This is a genomic window from uncultured Flavobacterium sp., assembly GCF_963974175.1.
Classification (GTDB): Bacteria; Bacteroidota; Bacteroidia; order Flavobacteriales; family Flavobacteriaceae; genus Flavobacterium.
Genome location: NZ_CAXBBR010000007.1, coordinates 63,322 through 82,960 on the forward strand (window position 1 = coordinate 63,322; position 19,639 = coordinate 82,960).

The window sequence follows — 19,639 nt, forward strand, 5'->3', positions numbered from 1 at the left end:
TATTAAAACTTAATTTAGATTGTTTGGATTTTTTATACCAACCTCTTCAAGAGGAGATCTTCTTTTATCTTTCAAATTTTTAAAGTGAGAAGGGGAGAGTCCCGTTACTTTCTTAAACTGACTGGATAAATGTGCTACACTGCTATAACCCATTTTCCATGCAATTTCAGTGATATTGTGTTCTCCGTATATTATCAATTCCTTAACTCGTTCTGTTTTATGAGAAATGATAAAGTGCTCAATTGTAGTCCCTTGTACTTCAGAGAATAGGTTGGATAAATAAGTGTAATCGTGATTCAGTTTATCACTTAAATAAATAGAAAAATTAACTTTGATAACTTCATCCGAATGGTGAACCATTTGAATAATTACATTCTTAATTTTTTCTATGAGCATAGATTTTTTATCGTCCATTAACTCAAAACCTGCACTAAGCAGTCCTGCTTTAAGTAGTTCTCTTTGTGCCAAAGAAATGGTTTCCATGACATCTACTTCTCCTAAATCAACAACAATAAAATGCAAGCCAAGTTTTTTTAATTCCTCTTTAACTGCTAGTTTACAGCGATTGCTGACCATGTATTTGATATATAACTTCAAATTGTTTGTTTTTAACTGATTGTGTAAAATTTGCACTTTTTTATTCAAAAAGAGTTATATAATTTATAAATTAGTTGTATAATTCACAGATTATTTTACTTTTTCTCGTACCAAAAATAGGTAATAATTAAATATAAATGGTTGGTGTCCTTAAATTAAGGGTGCAGTATCGTTATTTATTTTGTACGGGTATAATGGTATTAATATCCACTGCGGAAGTGGGATTTGATTTTCAAATAACAAAACAAAGAAGCCGTTAGCCATATTAAAATAATACAGCTAACGGCTTGTTCCTAATCTTCGATTGTTCCTTATAGTTTAAGCTTTGACAATCATTTTTCCGGTATTTGCACCTTCAAACAAACCGAGTAATGCCGTAGGCAATTGATCAAAACCTTCTTCAATTGTTTGAGTGAATTTTAATTTTCCTTCTTTAACCCAACTCGATAAATGTTTCATTCCTTCAGGAAATCTATCCTGGTAATTACTAACGATGAAGCCCTGCATTAAAACGCTTCTTGTTAATAACATAGGTTGTAATCTAGGCCCCATAGGTGTTTCTTTACTATTGTATAAGGATATCTGTCCGCATAAGGCAATTCGGGCATGAAAATTAATGGCACTAATAACGGCATCCGAAATTTCTCCGCCTACATTATCAAAATAGGCATCTACACCATTAGGACAAGCTTCTTTCACAGATTTATAAATATCCTTGGTTGTTTTATAATTGATTACTTGATCAAAACCAAAGTCTTCAATTAATGTTTTTGCTTTTTCATCAGTACCTGCAATCCCTACCACGTGGCAGCCATGTAATTTAGCAATTTGTCCTACAACCATTCCTACGGCTCCCGCAGCACCGGAAACGACAACAGTTTCACCTGCTTTAGGTTTGCAAATATCCATCAACCCAAAATAAGCGGTTAAACCGGTCATACCTAGTATGCTTAAGTAATAGCTCAACTCTGGGACATTTGTATCTACCTTTTGTAGAACGTCATCTTTTGATACAAACATTTCTTTCCACGGAAATCTTCCTACCACGGTGTCACCTACTTTAAAATTATCTGATTTACTTTCTACAATAGTAGCAACTACGCCACCCTCTAAAGGTTCGTTTATCTTAAAGGGAGCTACATATGACTTGGCGTCATTCATTCGGCCGCGCATATAAGGATCTACTGAATAGTAAAGTCCTTTTAACAGCACTTCTCCTGGCTGTAGTTGATCTAATGTGGTATTTTCAAGTTTAAAATTCTGTAGTGTAGGTGTCCCCACAGGTCTTGATTGCAATATAATTTGTCTTGTGGTCATGTTCTTTTACTTTAAATTGTTAGATAGAGATTGAAATCACTTCTTCTAAAACTTAAAAAGGATTACTCTATTTTATAGATCAGTGCTAATTAACACATTATTATGGTTTTAGCTTACTCTAATTAGTTTTTTGTTCACAAACTCATGAATTCCGAGTTCAGATAATTCACGTCCGTAGCCTGAACCTTTAGTTCCTCCAAAAGGTAAATCGGGTTGTGTCCCTGTAGGTTGGTTGATGAAAATCATTCCGCTATCAATCTGATCAGCTAATTGTATGGCTCGTTTTGTGTCTTTAGTAAAGATAGAACCTCCTAACCCAAAAGGTGAATCATTAGCAAGGTCTATAGCTTCTTGTTCATTTCCAACTTTGTAAAAAGAAGCTACGGGGCCAAATAACTCTTCCTGAAAAGTAGGAACTCCACGTTTTAGATTAGTTAAAATTGTAGGCTGCATAAAGGCGCCGGTATCAAAAGCTCTTTTACCACCAACTAAAATTGTAGCACCTGCTTTTTCAAATCGTTTCACCTGGTCTAATATGTTGACTAATGCTTCTTCACTACTTAGCGGTCCAACCTGTGTAGTAGGATCCATTGGGTCACCTACTTTAAGAGCCGCAACTTTCTTAGCAAATTTTTCTAAAAACTCATCTGCTATAGCTGCTACTGCAATAAATCTTTTTGAGGCAACACAGCTCTGTCCAGTATTACTAAATCTTCCTGCAATAGCCATTTCAACAGCAGTATCAATATCCGCATCTTCTAGAATTATAAAGGGATCACTACCTCCTAATTCAAGTACTGATTTTTTTAAATTTTTACCTGCCGCTTCAGCAATACTTGATCCGGCTCCTTCGCTACCCGTTAGAGACACTCCTTTGATTCTGTCGTCACTTACTAGTGCTGTACTTCGCTTGCCCGAAATCAATAAATTAGTGTATAATCCTTCTGGTGCTTTTGCTTCTTTAAATAATTCTTCAATAGCAATACCACATTGAGGCACTATTGATGCATGTTTTAATAATATAGTATTTCCTACCATTATATTTGGTGCAGCAAATCGTACTACCTGATAAAATGGAAAGTTCCAAGGCATAACGCCAAATAGGACGCCTACAGGTGTATTTCGAATAAAAGCTTCACCAGATTCAGGGTTTAGTTTTTTATCGGCAAGAAAGGCAGCGCCATTATCGGCATAGTAATCCAATATGTCAGCACTTAAATTGACTTCCCATTCTGCTTGTGGTAGTATTTTTCCCATTTCAAGGGTAATTAGCTTAGCTAAATCGGTTTTTCGTTCTCGCATCAAAGCGGCTACTTTATGCAAGACTTTTGCTCGATCATCATAAGAAGTTTTTTTCCATTCCTGAAAAGTACTGTTTGATTTTTCGATTGCGGCTTGAACTTGTTCATCAGTCATTTCTTCGAATGATTTAACTACTTTGTTTGTGGCAGGATTTGTTGTTTGAATAGACATAAATTTATTTTTTATTAATTAAAACAGATTTAATCTTGCTTATGCTGAACTAAAATAAGTAGAAACAGATACTGTGATTTGCGATAAGTAGAAATACAGTATCTATTCCGAAATTTTTTAATCAGCATTCTTGCAGATTAAATTTTGTTTGATAAAATTAACACGAAATTCACTCGATTTGTCGCAACTAAACGTTAAAAGAAAAAGACACCGCTATTAATTAATTCATAAATTTTAACAAGGATTTGTTTATTGTATAGGTTTGTAGGCGCGTATTGGGCTTTAACGCTGTTTGTCAGATAATTAAAAATATAGACGCTTTAAGTATTATGTTAAAAATCGAGAGATAGGGAAGTAGGGCTAGCTATAATATTAGCTTAGCATTAGAAGCGAAAAATCCAAATAGAAAATGAAATTAAGTCATCTTCTATTTGGATTATTTTAGAAATGCGAACTAGAACGAGCTATTCAGTATCTGTATCAGTATCTGTAAATAGTTTTCTTTCGAAAACATCATTCCAGTCCATAGATTTTATTGCGGCTACTTTATTTTGGTTATTCATATAAACACGAAGTTCTTTATTGGCCACAGCCTTTGTATAGAGTGCTTTATAGCGAAAAATAGTGATATTAGCCGCGTTTTCTTTATACACTTCCATTAATTTAAGATCTTTAAAAGCGCCATAACGCTGTCTGAATTTAGCACAGGTCTTTGATAGCTTTTCCAATGTTATGTTGTCGATTACAGATTGTGTCGCTTCACTTTGATTAAAGGGTTTAAACTTAGATGTGTTGCAAGTCATTAAAATTCGTTTTCCTAATTCATACGCTTTCGTCTTTAGATTAGCGTCAACTTTGGCGACAGCTAATTTCATGATTTTAACTTCTTCTGGTTTTACCTCAATTGGTGTATCAGGTTTTTTTGACTTACATCCAATAAGGACGATTAAGCTAAGCAGGAGGATTACTTTTTTCATTTCTAAGATGTTATTTTTAATAATAAGTTAGGATCAGGGCAATTGTCTAAATAAAAAGCCAAGTCGCTTTTTGTGCAAACTCCGGGGTAATCACCAAAATTAGTTCCCATGTTTTTTATAATTTGAAAATGCAGATGGGGAGAATAATCACCATTCACTGCTGAATCTCCTAACAAAGCTATTTGTTGCCCTTTTTTATAAACAGTGCCAACTTCTATATTATCTAAACTATCCAACGATAAATGACCATATAAAGTATAAAATGTTTCATTTTCGATATGGTGTTCTAAAATGATAGTGGGACCATAGTCGCCAAAACCTGCATTGAAATAAAAACTGTGGACCTTGCCATCAAGAGCCGATAAAATAGGCGTTCCAGCTTTTATCCACAAATCTAAACCAATATGTATGTTTCGTTCCTCTGTCTCCTCATCTTTAAAGATAGTGCTTCGCTTATAAAGATTTCTCTCTTCATTATAACCGCCATATGCAACTTTTGCATTGTTTGAAGTTAAGTAACTTTCAATGTATTTTTCAAAATCAGCTGAGTTTGCTAATGATTCCTTAGGTAGATTGTGATTTAAAACGGATAAATCCAAAGCGACATATTGATTTAAAGTGATAGAGTCAGCTATTACTTTAACGTCTTGGGTATTTCTTAAAACGGTTTCTAAACTTGTCATTTATTGCTATTTTGTGTTTTGAATACTATAAAAAAAGCCAACTGAACGAATCCAGATTGGCTTTATAATTTTAACTTTAAAAAATAGTATTATTTTTTAATTTCAACTTTTGCTTCACCTTCAGAAACATTTACGCTTGTTTTGTTTTCACCGTTTTTAGTGCTTACATCAACGCCATCTGTTCCTACGCTGATAGAAGTACCATCAGGATTTTCTTCCGCTTGAGGAGCTTCTGTAGTAACTTCAATAGTTTGGTTAGTTGTCGTCTCTGGAGTTTCTTCTTTTTCCTTACAAGAAACGATTGCCATAACTGACAATACACCTATGAACATTGTTATTTTTTTCATCTTTATTGTATTTAAGTTTGTAACTAATTAGGGGACAAGATACTGTTTTTTTTAAGACAGTATTATTTTTTAATATAAATTTGGATACGTTGATGGGTTTACCTCATTCATCATAGCATATACTTTTTCGAAAATATCTTCTGCAGATGGTTTAGAAAAATAGTCACCATCAGTTCCATAAGATGGTCTGTGTGCTTTTGAAGTTAAGGTTTGCGGTTTGCTATCTAAATAATTATAACCATCTTGTTGCTCAAGAATTTGTTGTAAAATATAAGCAGAAGCTCCACCAGGAACGTCTTCGTCAATTACTAAAAGACGATTTGTTTTAGCTATACTTTTTACAAGGTCGTGATTAATATCAAATGGAAGCAAAGATTGTACATCTATAATCTCACAGTCAATACCTACTTCAAGAAGTTCTTGAGCAGCTTGTTCCACTAATCTTAGTGTAGAGCCATAAGAAACTAAAGTAATATCAGCACCTTCTTTCATCGTTTCAACAACACCAATCGGGGTCTTGAATTCACCATAATTAAGTGGTTTTTTCTCTTTTAAGCGGTATCCGTTTAAACATTCGATTACTAAAGCCGGTTCATCACATTCCAAAAGTGAATTGTAAAAACCTGCTGCTTTTGTCATATCTCTTGGCACTAACACATGAATCCCTCTAATGGCATTGATGATCATTCCCATCGGAGAACCAGAGTGCCATATTCCTTCCAGACGATGACCTCTTGTACGGATAATTAATGGTGCTTTTTGCTTTCCTACTGTTCTGTATTGTAGGGTTGCTAAATCATCACTCATTATTTGTATTGCGTACAATAAATAGTCTAGATACTGAATTTCAGCAATCGGTCGTAAACCTCTTAACGCCATTCCAATACCTTGTCCTATAATCGTAGCTTCACGTATTCCAACATCAGCAACGCGTAGCGCACCGTATTTTTCCTGCATGCCCTCTAAACCTTGGTTTACATCACCAATGGCTCCTGCATCTTCTCCAAAGATTAATGTTTCAGGGTATTTTGTAAATATAGCATCAAAATTATCACGTAAAATCATTCTGCCGTCTGTATCCTCTTTTGCGTCTTCAGCATATTGCGGTAAAACTTGTTTTACAGAGAACACATTTAAATCAGAATCAGAATATAAATGACTGCTAAATTTTTCTTGATTTTTCTTAGTATAGGAAGTAATCCAATTTGACAATTCGGTTTTTCCGCCTTCATTAACGATAAGACGCAAAGATTTACGCGCTGCAATTAGAATCTCCTTTCTTATTGGGTCTTTTACACTGCTTAAGCTCGAAGCATATTTTAGTATAGCTTCTTTTTGATTACTTGAATTTGCAATTTTTTGTAGCAATGAAATCAATTCCTTTTGTTCTTCAACAATAGGCTCAATAAAAGCACTCCATGCTGCTTTTTTACCTGCTAGCACTTCTTTTTTAGCGCTTGCATCTATTGCATCTAATTCTTCAGGAGAAGCAATGTTAATTGCAATCATCCATAATTTCATCTGTCTGATACAGTCGAAATCTCTTTCCCACGCAAGGCGATCTCCATCTTTGTATCTTTCATGTGATCCAGAGGTAGAATGCCCTTGAGGTTGAGTCAGTTCATTTACGTGTATTAGCACAGGAACATGTTGTTCGCGTGAAATAGTGGATGCTTTCTCATAGGTAGCAATAAGATCGGTATAATCCCATCCTTTTACTCTAAGGATTTCATATCCTTTTTCAGTGTCATTTCTTTGATATCCTTTTAGAATTTCTGAAATGTTCTCTTTGGTAGTCTGATGTTTTGCATGAACTGAAATACCATACTCATCATCCCAAACACTTATTATCATAGGTACTTGCAAAACACCTGCTGCATTAATTGTTTCAAAAAACAATCCTTCTGAGGTACTTGCGTTTCCAATAGTTCCCCATGCAACTTCATTTCCTTCATTTGAGAAATTTGCTTTATTGGGTATTCCTTTAACTTGTCGGTATATTTTTGATGCCTGCGCAAGTCCTAATAATCTAGGCATTTGTCCTGCTGTAGGAGAAATGTCAGCGCTGGAATTTTTTTGTTTTGTTAAGTCTTTCCAAGAACCGTCTTCATTTAAACTGTGTGTAGCAAAATGACCTCCCATTTGTCTACCAGCAGACATAGGTTCTTGATCTATATTTGAATTACCATATAGTCCTGCAAAAAATTGTTCAACAGTCATTTGACCTATAGCCATCATAAAAGTTTGGTCACGATAATATCCAGAACGGAAGTCACCATTTTTGAAAAATTTAGCCATTGCTAATTGCGGCACTTCCTTTCCATCACCAAAAATTCCGAACTTTGCCTTTCCGGTCAATACCTCCCTACGTCCTAATAAACTACATTCTCTACTTATCATAGCGATTCTATAGTCGTTCAACACTTCGGTTTTAAAATCTTCGAATGTCAATGCAGTATTGGTTTTTTCTTTTATCATAGTTGAAAGGTATCACTTAACGAGACAAATTTACTTAAAAACTATGTATTATCATAATACACTGAAAGAAATATAATTTAATTATTATCAATTAATTCGCTTTAAATATATCTATAATTTAGATATTCGGAAATTAATTGCTTTTAAATCAAGAATAACATAATGAAAAAGTATTAATGCGTTCGATTAAAACCATTTTCGATTAAATAAATTGATTAATATTTTTGGAGATAAAGTAATTACAAAACGTATTTTTTCATTGTATTTATCTTGGCCAATTTCCCAACCATTAGAGGAATAGACAGGTAGGTACATTTCAAAGTAGTCCGGAACCAGATTCAAGCGGATGCCACTATCAAATACAAATTTCTCGCTTTGGTATTTATTTTTCAATAGTCCGGCGTCACCGTATACTTCGATCCAATTCCACAGCGTATAACTCGCATTCATAGTAGTCATCCATTGATTAGCATAAGGCGTATTCAGTTTTGATTTAAAACCACCCTCAGCTACGATTAACTGCTGGCTAAAAAAGCCGCTGCTTTCGGATCTTCCATAATAGCCATAATCAAATAAATAGTCGGTAGGACGGTCTAAAGCAAAGCTGAAAAAATCAGAATTGGTTTTGTTGTATAGAAAAGTACCGGCATAAAAGCGCAAGTTGATCTGACGGTTATTTTCAAATAGTTGTCTGTATTCTATTTCTGCAGAAGTTTTTCCAAACTTCGCTGCTATTTGTAGGTCAGTCGAAAAGCTGAAATGATTAGTAATCTCTGTTGTCGTATTGAAGTATTTCGCATTGAAAACAGAATAGTTCTCTGTTGAATTGTCAATAACGATATCACTTTTATCTCTGCTAACCACCACTTGTCGTAATAAGATTAACTGTTTTTTGTTGTCTCTAATGTCATCTTCCCTGATTCTTATCTGCACCATCGGATTGATTTTCAAATAAGCGGCATCTGGTGCATAATGGAAATACGCACCTGAAAGTGAATAGCGCACGTTGTAAAGCGCGGTGTTTCTATAATTTTGATTGATAACTACAAAACCGGAGCCTGAAAATGATTTTGCATTAGTTGAATAGGCTGGATTAACGTCAAAGGTAAAAGGTTTATCTAAAATCGTTTTGTTATGAAGGCGCATTCCTGGTGAAAATCCATCATATAAATTGTAGGTGAGGGTAGGGACATATAAAACCTGATTATAGTATGGGTCCTCAAGATCCTTCATGAACACAAATTTCACGGGACGATTGTTTGGAAAAAAAGACTTTAACGATTTCCAGTTGTTTCTTAAATTGTATTCTGGAACTTCATTCTTATAATTTAAAACGATTTTATCGGCATTTTTTCTTTCGAAAGTAAATACACTGTCGGGTTCTTGTGGGTCTAACCATTTTTTAAATACAATTTCACCTTTATTAATTCCATAGACAGGAACAGGAACGATTACTCCTGTTTTATTTTTAAGGGTAAACGAAACACTGTCTTTCGATTTTTCTACGTCAGCAAATTTAAAATCAATGATTTCACGGGAATCAATAATTGTTTTAAAAAACCAATCAATATTCTTACTAGAATTTGCTTTTAAAATGGTTTCAAAATCATTTCTGGAGACCTGTTTCTCTTTGTTCTCAACATAGAATTCGCGAATACTGTTTGTAACAATCCCATTTCCAAGATAGTTGTCCAGATACCTAAAACTTAGTCCGGCGCGATATTTACTTGCGATTTGCTCGTTGAATTTTATAAGAGAATTTTTTGGATCTCCCAGTGGCTGATCTAGATTTTTTCGTGCCATCAGCATATAGAAATAGCTGTATTGTTCGTTAAAATCTAAATTGGTCAGATTGTAGCTTTTCAATAAAAGAAAGGTAGAGGCGCTACCCAGCATCTTGGTGTTGGGATGATTCTGCTCTATGTATTTCATCATGACATAGACTTGAATTCCATCATAGATCCAGCTGTCTTTCCTGTTGTCTAGTCGTAAACTGTTTTTTAGATAAGCATTTAAGTAGGTTTTTAGAAATTTAATCTCAAAAGTAAACTCATCCGAAAACGGCCTGATGAACGATGGCAGTTGATTTAAACCATAAAATGGATTTCGTTCATAATCAGTCTGAGACACTACAATTTTGTCAAAGGGGTATTTCCCGACTAAACCATCTACATAATTAACGATACAATCAATAGCATAGGCTTGTTGCTTTAGGCTGACTTTATCATCTTTTAAATTAGTGACAACCTCTAGAGCTTTGGTTTTATAGCTATAAAAACTAGATTTAGGTTCTATATATAGACTGAAATTAGTCCTGTTTTTTCCTGATAGTTTATAAGTGGAATAATTTTCCTTTAGAATTGCTTCAGTACTGTCTAAATCTGTGGTGACTTCTAGACCTTTGGGCACTGTTAATTCGATATCAAAATCAGAGACAGCATTAGCGATATCATCTAAATTAGCATTGCTGTATTTTATAAAAGTATGGTCTTCATAGCGGGCAGGAGTTAGGTACCATGTTTTTAAGTTCATACCGCCAGCTGCGTTATAACCATATTTTGTAAACGCATCACTTGGAACCTTCGTGGTATAAGTAAGTCGCAATTTTATTTTCTGATTAGGCGCGAGTTTTTCTCTTAGTTTGACGCTAATTATATCCGGATTTTCAATGGTTCTCTCCCAGGAAAGGAATAATTTGTTGGCATCAATAATAGTTACATTTTTAGTACTGCCTCGTTCTTCTTCTCTAGCCAAATGGAAACCGCGATAAAACTCGTCCGAAAATCGTCTTGCTAAAGGAGTGTTAACATCAGCGTAGGCATTATTCCAGTCATTCAAAACTAGCGAAGTCAGCGTATCATTTGATTGATTAAAAAAAGTCAATTCCTGCTCAATATTCATAGTTTTATCGGCAGTATTCACTTCCACAAACATTTGGGAATGATGCTGCGCATATTGTTTTATTGATGTCAATAAAACTAAAGTACAAATCGCAATTTTAAGAAATGGTTTCAACTTTTAATTCAACTGTTTAGGGTTGCACAATATACATTTATTTAGATACAAAAGGAACTATTTTTATGAAGAAGGCATAAAAAAAAGCTGTTCGTAAAAACAGCTTTTCTTTCTTAAAAATTGGGTTTCAAATTGTACTTTTTGTAGAAACTATCTAAAACATCGACCACCTCGTCTTCGGTGTCAACGATTTTTATAAGATTCAAATCATCGGGACCAACGGTATGTTCTTTTTCGATTAATACTTTTTTGACCCATTCGATTAATCCTGACCAAAATTCAGTTCCTACCAGTATAATAGGGAATTTTGCAATCTTTTTTGTCTGTATCAACGTCATCGCTTCAAACAATTCGTCCAAAGTTCCAAATCCACCAGGCATAACCACAAATCCTTGAGAATATTTTACAAACATTACTTTTCTAACAAAGAAATAATCAAAATTCAGGTTCTTATCTCCGTCAATGTATGGATTGAAATGCTGCTCAAACGGCAATACAATATTCAATCCTACCGAAGTTCCACCGCCTAGATGTGCACCTTTGTTACCTGCTTCCATAATTCCAGGTCCTCCACCAGTAATCACGCCGTAACCGGCTTTACTAATTTTGTACGCTATTTTTTCTGCAAGTAGATAGTACGGGTCCTCTGGCTTTGTTCGTGCCGATCCAAAAATGGACACACACGGACCTATACGTCCCATATTTTCATAACCGTTTACAAACTCGGCCATGATTTTAAAAATTGCCCAACTGTCATTAGTCCGGATCTCATTCCAGTTTTTTTGCTTTAATTTATCTTGGATTACTTTATCCTCGTCATTATCAAAATCTTCTAATCTCATATTCGTATTGTATTATTAACTATTATTTTCTGGAGCCTTATCCAGCTATCCGCTTGTATCTTTTTATCTTTTGAAAGATAAAAAATAAAAAGGATATCGCTTCTATCTGGGCTAGGAATCCAAGATACTAAAGTAACTCTTTTTTCAAAAGCGGCACGGTATAGTTTAATTATTTTTAAAACCTTCTTTCTTTTTTGAATTGCCTTACCGACAGGAAATTAAATGTGATAGCCTTTTTATAAATTCGAATACATCAGAAAAACCTTAAATTTCTTAATGTAAAATTCAAAAAGATGTATATATTTGATGTTGTGTACAAGTAACCTGCAAGCATAAAAAATACTTTAACAAAATGAATGTACCTCCTGAAATTCAAGAAGCAATAAAAAATAATAGACTTGTGGTTTTTGCAGGTTCTGGTTTATCTACAAAATTCAAATTACCATCTTGGAGAAAATTAACAGAAGACGTAATACACGATATAAATGAAAAAAAATTTAATGATCTACTTCCTCTCTTAGAAAGTGGATTATTAACTCCAATTGAAGTCTTAGATAAGATTCAAAGTGAGCATACAAAAGTTCGCTCATTTATAAAGGAAAATTTTAAAATAGATAAGGAACAGGATTTTTTATTGCATAAAAAAATCTTAGAGGTAACGGATGCAATAATTACAACCAATTATGATAATGCTTTTGAGGAAGGCTGTTCAAATTCGATTATTCCTTCGAAATCTACATCTAATTTTAACATTAGTGAAATAAACAAGTCGGGGAAACCATATATTTTTAAACTACACGGCTGTTATACGGAACCAGATAATTGTGTTATTTTTAGTGATGATTACAAGAAATTATATGACGGTGACACTTCATCTAAAGAAAAGTTAAAATCTATTTTTATCGACAAAACAATTCTCTTCGTAGGTTTCAGCTTCAACGATCCTGATATAAACTTGATTTTTTCAAGTCTGGATAAAATTTTTGACAATCATAATCATCATTATATTTTAACAAAAGAAGAAAAAGGTTTTGAAAAGTATAAATTTCTAAAATCTTTGATTATTCAGGATTATGAAGTCGACATTGATACATTTTTTGGAAATTGTTTAGATCTCAAAAAGAAACAAAACATTGCTTTTGACCAAATTACTATAAATAACAATAAAGAAATTTCTAAAATACCTAGAATTGCTTTCTTAAAACCTATGCCTTTAGACCTTTTACTTGATTCGGAGTTGTCAGTAATTGAAAATTGTCTAGATGATTTAAATATTAATATATTTTCTGGTTATTTAAATACCAGAACCTTAGAATCAATAGATGACTATGATATACTAATAATTGCAACAAAAGTATTTAAGGATAAATTATATATTGAAGATGACAACCTCAAAAGTGATTTATTGACAGCAGAAGAAATTTGCAGTCATATACCAAATGACAAAATTCCAATAATATTTATCACTAATAATAAGATAGAACTTGTTTCAAATTTCAACACTATAAATATATCTACATATAAAAGAGCTACAATAAAACGATTTATATTTAAAGCTTTAAGAAACAAGGATTTAGAGTTTAATTCTAATGAAGAAATTTCAATTGGATTATCACTGATGACAAACTTAGAATTTACCAAAGGTTCTTCAAAAAAATCATCAATATATTCAAACGATAGGATTTTGGATATTGGTGAAAAATCACTTAAAAATATTATAGGAAGAATTGAAGAACAATCAGCTATAATCTCAAGACTTCATAATATAGTTAGGAGCAATAAAGTTTTAAATATTAAAGCGTCTGGAGGAACAGGAAAAACAACATTAATTAAGAAAGTCTCTTACGAATTGTATAATAGAGGCTTTTTTAAAGAAGGAGTTTCTTTCAATTCTTGCGAAAACGTAAAAAGTTTTGAAGACTTTGAAGAACTTCTAAATGATGCTTTTAATTTAAGAAATATTCTAAATTTCAAAGAATATTTAATTGAGAACTACAACTCAAGAAAAAGAGATTCACTAGTGATATTAGATAATTTTGAAACTGTTGCAAATTCATTACAAGATATCGAGTATCAACAAGTTATAGATTTAATAAAATTCGCTACTGATTTTGCAAATGTTGTAATAACTTCCAGAGAAAAAATTCCGAATTTAGATGATTTTGAGGACTTATATTCTTTAGCGCCTTTAGCCACAGAGGATGCTTTATCATTATTTGAATTAGATTATGGCATAGTAAAAGATGAAGTAGAAATAAGAATATTAAGATCTGAAATTTTAGAAGACTTACTTAATAATAATCCTTTAGCAATAAAACTAGTAACTAAATCAAGAACAAGATTTAGACATATATCAGAACTTCGTGATCAAATAAAGGAACATTTTTTTGAGTCATTAAATGAAGATTTCTCTTCTGTTTTTAAAAACAAAGCAGATTTGAACATAGAAAGAACCAAATCAATTTATCAGTCAATAAATTATTCTTACACAACGTTAAATAATAAAGAAAAGATTGCATTTGAACTTTTAAGTCTTTTCCCTGATGGAATTAGCTTATCTAATTTTAAAAAATGTTTTGAGAAAAGCACATCTTCGAATAATATAAGCGATAAAGAATTCCGAATTTTGAGAGACAAATCTCTTGTTGAAGACTACAATGGCACCTTGCAACTACAACCAATAATAAGAAGATTTGCTGAATACCAGTTTTCAAAACGACAAAATGAATCAAAACAAAAATACTGTTTAGATGCTTATATGTTTAATTGCTATATACTTGAATTACTTGATTTAATTGAAAGAAAGAAAAACGTTTCTGAAGCATTAAAGATTTATAATTATTTCAAAAATAATTTGCTAAATGTATTTAGCTATATACCAGACATAAAATTAAATGAAAAAGGGCCTGTCCCAGAAAAGAAGTACTTATTAAATTACATTTATATTATCGAAGACTTTGTAGTTAGTGAAAAACAGATAAAAGAATTTTATAAGAAATTAAATTCAACCAAAGAATATTTTAATGATTTACCACACGCTGAAACTTTGATTAATGTAATAAAACTTAATAAAAAATATTTTTTTGAAGAATTTGAACATACCTATTCTCAGCTATCGTTGCTTTTTCCACCTGAAGAAATGGAAAATAGGAATTTTAAGGAAGAAGAGTATATTGAAAAAAGATATAAAAATATAATTTCCAGTATTCATAATATGGAAGGTTACACTATTAATTGGATAAAATGTCATATCAAAAATAATGATTTTTCAAGCTATTTGGATGCTAGTTTCTTCTACTTAGGTATTACTAACTTAATTTCTAGAAAAAATGAAGGTTTTTATTTTTTTGAATATGAACTAATGTTTAATCGATTAAATGTTCGTCAATTAGAAGAATATATAGATTCTTTATATCTTGAAGAACATCTGGAAATAATGCAATCAACTTATACTTTATCCAAAGCAAAAAAAATTGATAGAAAAGAATTAAGTAAGTTGGTTGTAACAAATCCTTATACAAAAGGTTTAAAGGATATAATGTTTGCATTCGTTTCTGAATCAAAAGATGAAAAACATTTGTTATATAAAAGAGCCTTGCTCAACTTGTCTCACATAAAATATTATTATTTAGAGGCTCTTTATTTTTACTGTAAATTCCTAAAGGAGTCAGAAGACGAAGAATATCTTACATACATAAATGAAGGAGTTGAGTTAAGTAAAAAGTATTTTTATCAAAACATTCTCCATTTATTCGATAATTTATATAATAACAGAAGTAATGAGTATAACTTTGCCTATTCATTCTATCAAGTTAATGAATTAGAAACTTATGTAAACAAACATAATACAGAATGGGAAAGAATATTAAAAGAAAGAGAAATGGATTATTAAATGCCAGCTAGTAACAGCCATTGAGCTAGCTGGAATTTAGTGGAATTATCGTTTCGCATCAAGTTTTCGTTAAGCCGAAAATTGAGCGGTTACGAACTTCCAGCCATCTCAAAGTGGTATAACGTTAGGAATCACTTTGGCGCGACGCATAGAAATACCGAAAGAAATCATAAATTTTTTTTTAATACCATTAATTGGTATATTTGTATAAAATTGAAAATTATGGCACGAAATACATCAATTCTGATTGGAGAATATTATGAGAACTTCATAAACGGACAAATTGCTACAGGAAAATATAGTTCTGTAAGCGAAGTTGTGAGAACTGCATTGAGACATTTTGAAGAAGAAGAAATTCAAAAAAAATCTTTGATCACCGAATTAGAAATTGGAGAAAAAAGCCGAAAAATTAAAAATTTTGACAGAAAAGAAAACTTAACCATGCTGAATAAAGGCTTTCAAAAATAATGGCGAAATTTATAATCAGTGAAAAAGCTCTTGAAGATTTAAATAATATTTGGATTTACACTGCCGAAAATTGGTCTATTGAACAAGCAAACAGATATTACAACTTAATTGTTGATGAAATAGAGTATGTATCAGGAAATTTTGAGGAAACTAAAGATTTCGGCAATATTAGGAAAAATTATAAATTTTCAAAAGTTAAATCTCATTTGGTGTTTTATAAGAAAACCGAAAATACAGAAATGGAAGTCGTGAGAATTTTACACGAAAGAATGGACTTAAAAAATAGAATTAACGATTAAAAAAGAAAAGAGAATGCCTAACAGCCATTTGGCAAGATTGCGAATTTTGCGGTAAATTCACGTTTTCGTTTCGCAAGAAATTTTATCTTTAATGGAAAATAATCGGTTACGAACTTCCAGCCATCTCAAAGCAGCAAAACCTTAGTTCAAATAATAGCTGCTCTACGAAGTCTACCTAAAAGGGTATTGAAAGTCCATATGCTTTGGGAAGCCTTCAAACTTCTTGCTCACAAACCAATACAAACTAAAAAACTACTGCATCACACAGTAGTTTTTTCGTATGATTTCAAAGTCTCATTAAAAGATAATAGTTTGCGAATTTGCGGTAATTAAAAACACTTACTCCAATTCCTTTTTCAAAAACTTTGCGGTATAACTTTTTTTATTATCTGCTATTTCTTCGGGAGTTCCTTTTGCAACGACTTTTCCGCCGCCTTTTCCTCCTTCAGGACCAATATCTATAATATAATCTGCCAGTTTGATCACGTCCATATTGTGTTCGATAATCAGGATCGTGTTTCCTTTGTCGACTAATTTGTTGATAACACCCATCAGTACGCGAATGTCTTCAAAATGAAGTCCCGTAGTGGGTTCGTCTAGGATGTAAAACGTATTTCCTGTATCTTTCTTTGATAATTCTCCTGCGAGCTTAATACGTTGTGCTTCCCCGCCAGAAAGCGTGGTGCTCTGTTGACCCAGGGTAATGTATCCTAATCCTACATCTTGAATCGTTTTTACCTTACGGTGTATCTTCGGGATCATTTCAAAAAATGGAACTGCTTCATCAACAGTCATGTTCAAAACATCAGAAATGGATTTTCCTTTAAAACGAATTTCTAGGGTTTCTCTATTAAAGCGTTTTCCTTGACAGGTTTCACATTCTACATAAACATCAGGAAGGAAGTTCATTTCGATGGTGCGTACACCTGAACCTTGACAAGTTTCACAGCGTCCGCCTTTTACATTAAAGCTGAAACGCCCCGCCTTATAGCCCCGTATCATGCTTTCTGAAGTCATGGTGAATAATTTCCTGATTTCAGTAAACACTTCGGTGTAAGTGGCAGGATTAGAACGTGGTGTTCTCCCTATCGGGCTTTGGTCAATATTAATTACTTTATCAATAAGCTCTAAGCCTTCTATTTTTTTGTACGGTTGCGGTTTTTTGACCCCATTAAAATAATAGGCATTCAAAATAGGGTAGAGCGTTTCATTGATCAAGGTCGATTTACCGCTTCCAGAAACTCCCGTCACACAAATCAGTTTACCTAAAGGCAGTTCTATAGAAACATTTTTTAAGTTGTTTCCTGTAGCTCCAGTTAGTTTCATGAACTTTCCGTTTCCTTCCCGTCTTTTTTTCGGTACTTCGATTTTCATCTCGCCATTCAAATATTGTGCGGTAATCGTATTTGATTTCAGGGTTTCCGCCGGAGTTCCAATGCTTATGATTTCGCCTCCAAATTTCCCCGCTTTCGGACCAATGTCAATCACATAATCGGCACGTTCAATCATGTCTTTATCGTGTTCAACCACAATAACCGAGTTACCTATATCCCGTAATTGTTCCAAAGAATGAATCAGTTTATCATTGTCTCTTTGGTGTAAACCAATACTAGGTTCATCTAAAATATATAAAACACCAACCAATTGTGAACCAATTTGTGTCGCCAGTCGGATGCGCTGTGCTTCTCCACCAGAAAGTGATTTTGAACTTCGGCTTAATGCCAAATATTCCAAACCTACGTTCATTAAAAAGTTCAGTCGGTCCTTAATCTCTTTGATTACCTCAGTGGCAATACGTTGTTGTTTATCAGATAAACGACTGTCTAAATCTTTAAACCATGCGGTCAGGTCAGAAATATCCATTGCGCATAATTCTGTAATGTTTTGTTCGTCGATTTTAAAGAATTGAGCTTCTTTTTTCAAACGAGAACCTTCACAAACTGGGCATGGAATTTCATCCATAAATTCCTTAGCCCATCTTTTAATGGTCGTAGAACCGCTTTCGTCGTGTTGATTTTTTATAAAATGTGAGATTCCTTCAAAATCAATTTTGTAATCTCGGGCAACACCTAAATCTTTGGAGTTTATCGTGAATTTTTCCTTCCCGCCATTCAAAATCATCTCCATCGCTTCCTCTGGAATTTTTTCGATCGCGTCGGTTATTTTAAAACCATATTTCTCTCCAATGATTTCTAATTGCTTAAATATCCAAGACGATTTGTATTCGCCCAAAGGAGCAAAACCACCCGCTTTTATGGATAATTTTGGATTTGGAATAATCTTCTTTGTATTGATTTCGTTTACCGTACCCAGTCCTTTACAATGATCACAGGCTCCTTTTGGAGAGTTGAAAGAAAACAAATTGGGTTCCGGATTTTGATACGATATACCAGTAGTCGGGCACATTAAGTTTCTACTAAAGTAACGTACTTCCTGAGAATCCTGATCTAAAACCATAAGCACATTTTCGCCATGATGCATGGCAGTATTGATGCTTTCGCTTAAACGTTTTTCATTATCTGGAGTTTTTTCAATTACCATACGATCCACCACAATTTCGATATCGTGTGTTTTGTAACGGTCCAGTTTCATTCCCGGAGTAATATCTAGGACATCACCATTTACACGAACTTTTAAGAAGCCTTGTTTAGCGATTTGCTGGAACAGTTCTCCGTAATGTCCTTTTCTCGCGCGAATAACTGGAGCAAGAATGTTGATTCGTTTTCCTGTAAAATCATCAATAATTAGGTCTTTGATTTGTTCGTCAGAGTAGCTGACCATTTTCTCTCCCGTATTGTAACTATAGGCATCTGCTGCACGTGCATATAGCAAACGCAGGAAATCATATATTTCAGTGATAGTTCCCACAGTAGACCGCGGACTTTTGCTGGTCGTTTTTTGTTCAATGGCGATAACAGGAGAAAGTCCGTCAATTTTATCAACATCAGGACGCTCTAAGCCGCCAAGAAACTGTCTGGCGTAAGCCGAAAATGTTTCTACGTACCTACGTTGCCCTTCGGCGTAAATAGTATCGAATGCGAGGGATGATTTTCCAGAGCCTGAAAGACCAGTAATAACTACCAGTTTTTCACGAGGAATGGAAACGTCTATATTTTTTAGATTGTGAACGCGAGCACCTTGAACCTCAATAGTATTGTCTTTGTCTAACATAATTTTTGCAAAAAAGCAAAGTTACCATTTTGATTTATTCTTTCGATACAACACTTTAGAAGTTTATGTTAAAATCAATG

General features: G+C 33.3%; 13 protein-coding genes. 3 read left to right on the forward strand and 10 right to left on the reverse strand.

Annotated features, from left to right (window positions below; all coding sequences use genetic code 11):
• Positions 1 to 9: 9 nt before the first annotated feature.
• From AAC069_RS12140 to AAC069_RS12180, 9 genes are all read right to left on the reverse strand, one after another.
• Positions 10 to 576 (reverse strand): helix-turn-helix domain-containing protein, encoded by a 567-nt coding sequence (locus AAC069_RS12140; RefSeq protein WP_339920819.1) that lies wholly within the window; start codon positions 574 to 576, stop codon positions 10 to 12.
• A gap of 339 nt (positions 577 to 915) precedes the next feature.
• Complete coding sequence (locus tag AAC069_RS12145; protein ID WP_339920736.1) at positions 916 to 1,914, reverse strand: NADP-dependent oxidoreductase; 999 nt, start codon at positions 1,912 to 1,914, stop codon at positions 916 to 918.
• Between the two features lie 108 nt (positions 1,915 to 2,022).
• Entirely contained in the window at positions 2,023 to 3,387 is a 1,365-nt protein-coding gene (locus tag AAC069_RS12150; protein ID WP_339920737.1) for an NAD-dependent succinate-semialdehyde dehydrogenase, read from the reverse strand.
• Positions 3,388 to 3,851: 464 nt separating this feature from the next.
• Positions 3,852 to 4,364, reverse strand: coding sequence for a hypothetical protein (locus AAC069_RS12155; protein ID WP_339920738.1), 513 nt, complete (start codon positions 4,362 to 4,364; stop codon positions 3,852 to 3,854).
• 2 nt (positions 4,365 to 4,366) lie between these two features.
• Positions 4,367 to 5,047 (reverse strand): peptidoglycan DD-metalloendopeptidase family protein, encoded by a 681-nt coding sequence (locus tag AAC069_RS12160; protein WP_339920739.1) that lies wholly within the window; start codon positions 5,045 to 5,047, stop codon positions 4,367 to 4,369.
• A gap of 89 nt (positions 5,048 to 5,136) precedes the next feature.
• Positions 5,137 to 5,394 carry a hypothetical protein gene (locus tag AAC069_RS12165; protein WP_339920740.1) on the reverse strand — a complete coding sequence of 86 codons (258 nt, stop codon included), beginning with the start codon at positions 5,392 to 5,394 and terminating at the stop codon, positions 5,137 to 5,139.
• A 69-nt stretch (positions 5,395 to 5,463) separates the two neighbouring features.
• Positions 5,464 to 7,872 carry a thiamine pyrophosphate-dependent enzyme gene (locus AAC069_RS12170; protein WP_339920741.1) on the reverse strand — a complete coding sequence of 803 codons (2,409 nt, stop codon included), beginning with the start codon at positions 7,870 to 7,872 and terminating at the stop codon, positions 5,464 to 5,466.
• 186 nt (positions 7,873 to 8,058) lie between these two features.
• Positions 8,059 to 10,806 carry an aminopeptidase gene (locus AAC069_RS12175; protein ID WP_339920821.1) on the reverse strand — a complete coding sequence of 916 codons (2,748 nt, stop codon included), beginning with the start codon at positions 10,804 to 10,806 and terminating at the stop codon, positions 8,059 to 8,061.
• 194 nt (positions 10,807 to 11,000) lie between these two features.
• Complete coding sequence (locus AAC069_RS12180; protein ID WP_339920742.1) at positions 11,001 to 11,729, reverse strand: TIGR00730 family Rossman fold protein; 729 nt, start codon at positions 11,727 to 11,729, stop codon at positions 11,001 to 11,003.
• A gap of 352 nt (positions 11,730 to 12,081) precedes the next feature.
• On the opposite strand from AAC069_RS12180, the gene AAC069_RS12185 reads away from it, so the two are divergent.
• The 3 genes from AAC069_RS12185 to AAC069_RS12195 all read left to right on the forward strand — a co-directional run bounded on the left by AAC069_RS12185 (position 12,082) and on the right by AAC069_RS12195 (position 16,388).
• Entirely contained in the window at positions 12,082 to 15,621 is a 3,540-nt protein-coding gene (locus AAC069_RS12185; protein ID WP_339920743.1) for an SIR2 family protein, read from the forward strand.
• A gap of 222 nt (positions 15,622 to 15,843) precedes the next feature.
• Positions 15,844 to 16,089, forward strand: coding sequence for a type II toxin-antitoxin system ParD family antitoxin (locus AAC069_RS12190; RefSeq protein ID WP_339920744.1), 246 nt, complete (start codon positions 15,844 to 15,846; stop codon positions 16,087 to 16,089).
• Entirely contained in the window at positions 16,089 to 16,388 is a 300-nt protein-coding gene (locus tag AAC069_RS12195; RefSeq protein ID WP_339920745.1) for a type II toxin-antitoxin system RelE/ParE family toxin, read from the forward strand. Before AAC069_RS12190 ends, AAC069_RS12195 begins: the two co-directional genes overlap by 1 nt.
• A 339-nt stretch (positions 16,389 to 16,727) precedes the next feature.
• On the opposite strand, the gene uvrA is transcribed toward AAC069_RS12195, so the two are convergent.
• Entirely contained in the window at positions 16,728 to 19,559 is a 2,832-nt protein-coding gene (uvrA, locus tag AAC069_RS12200) for an excinuclease ABC subunit UvrA (RefSeq protein WP_339920746.1), read from the reverse strand.
• Positions 19,560 to 19,639 lie beyond the last annotated feature (80 nt).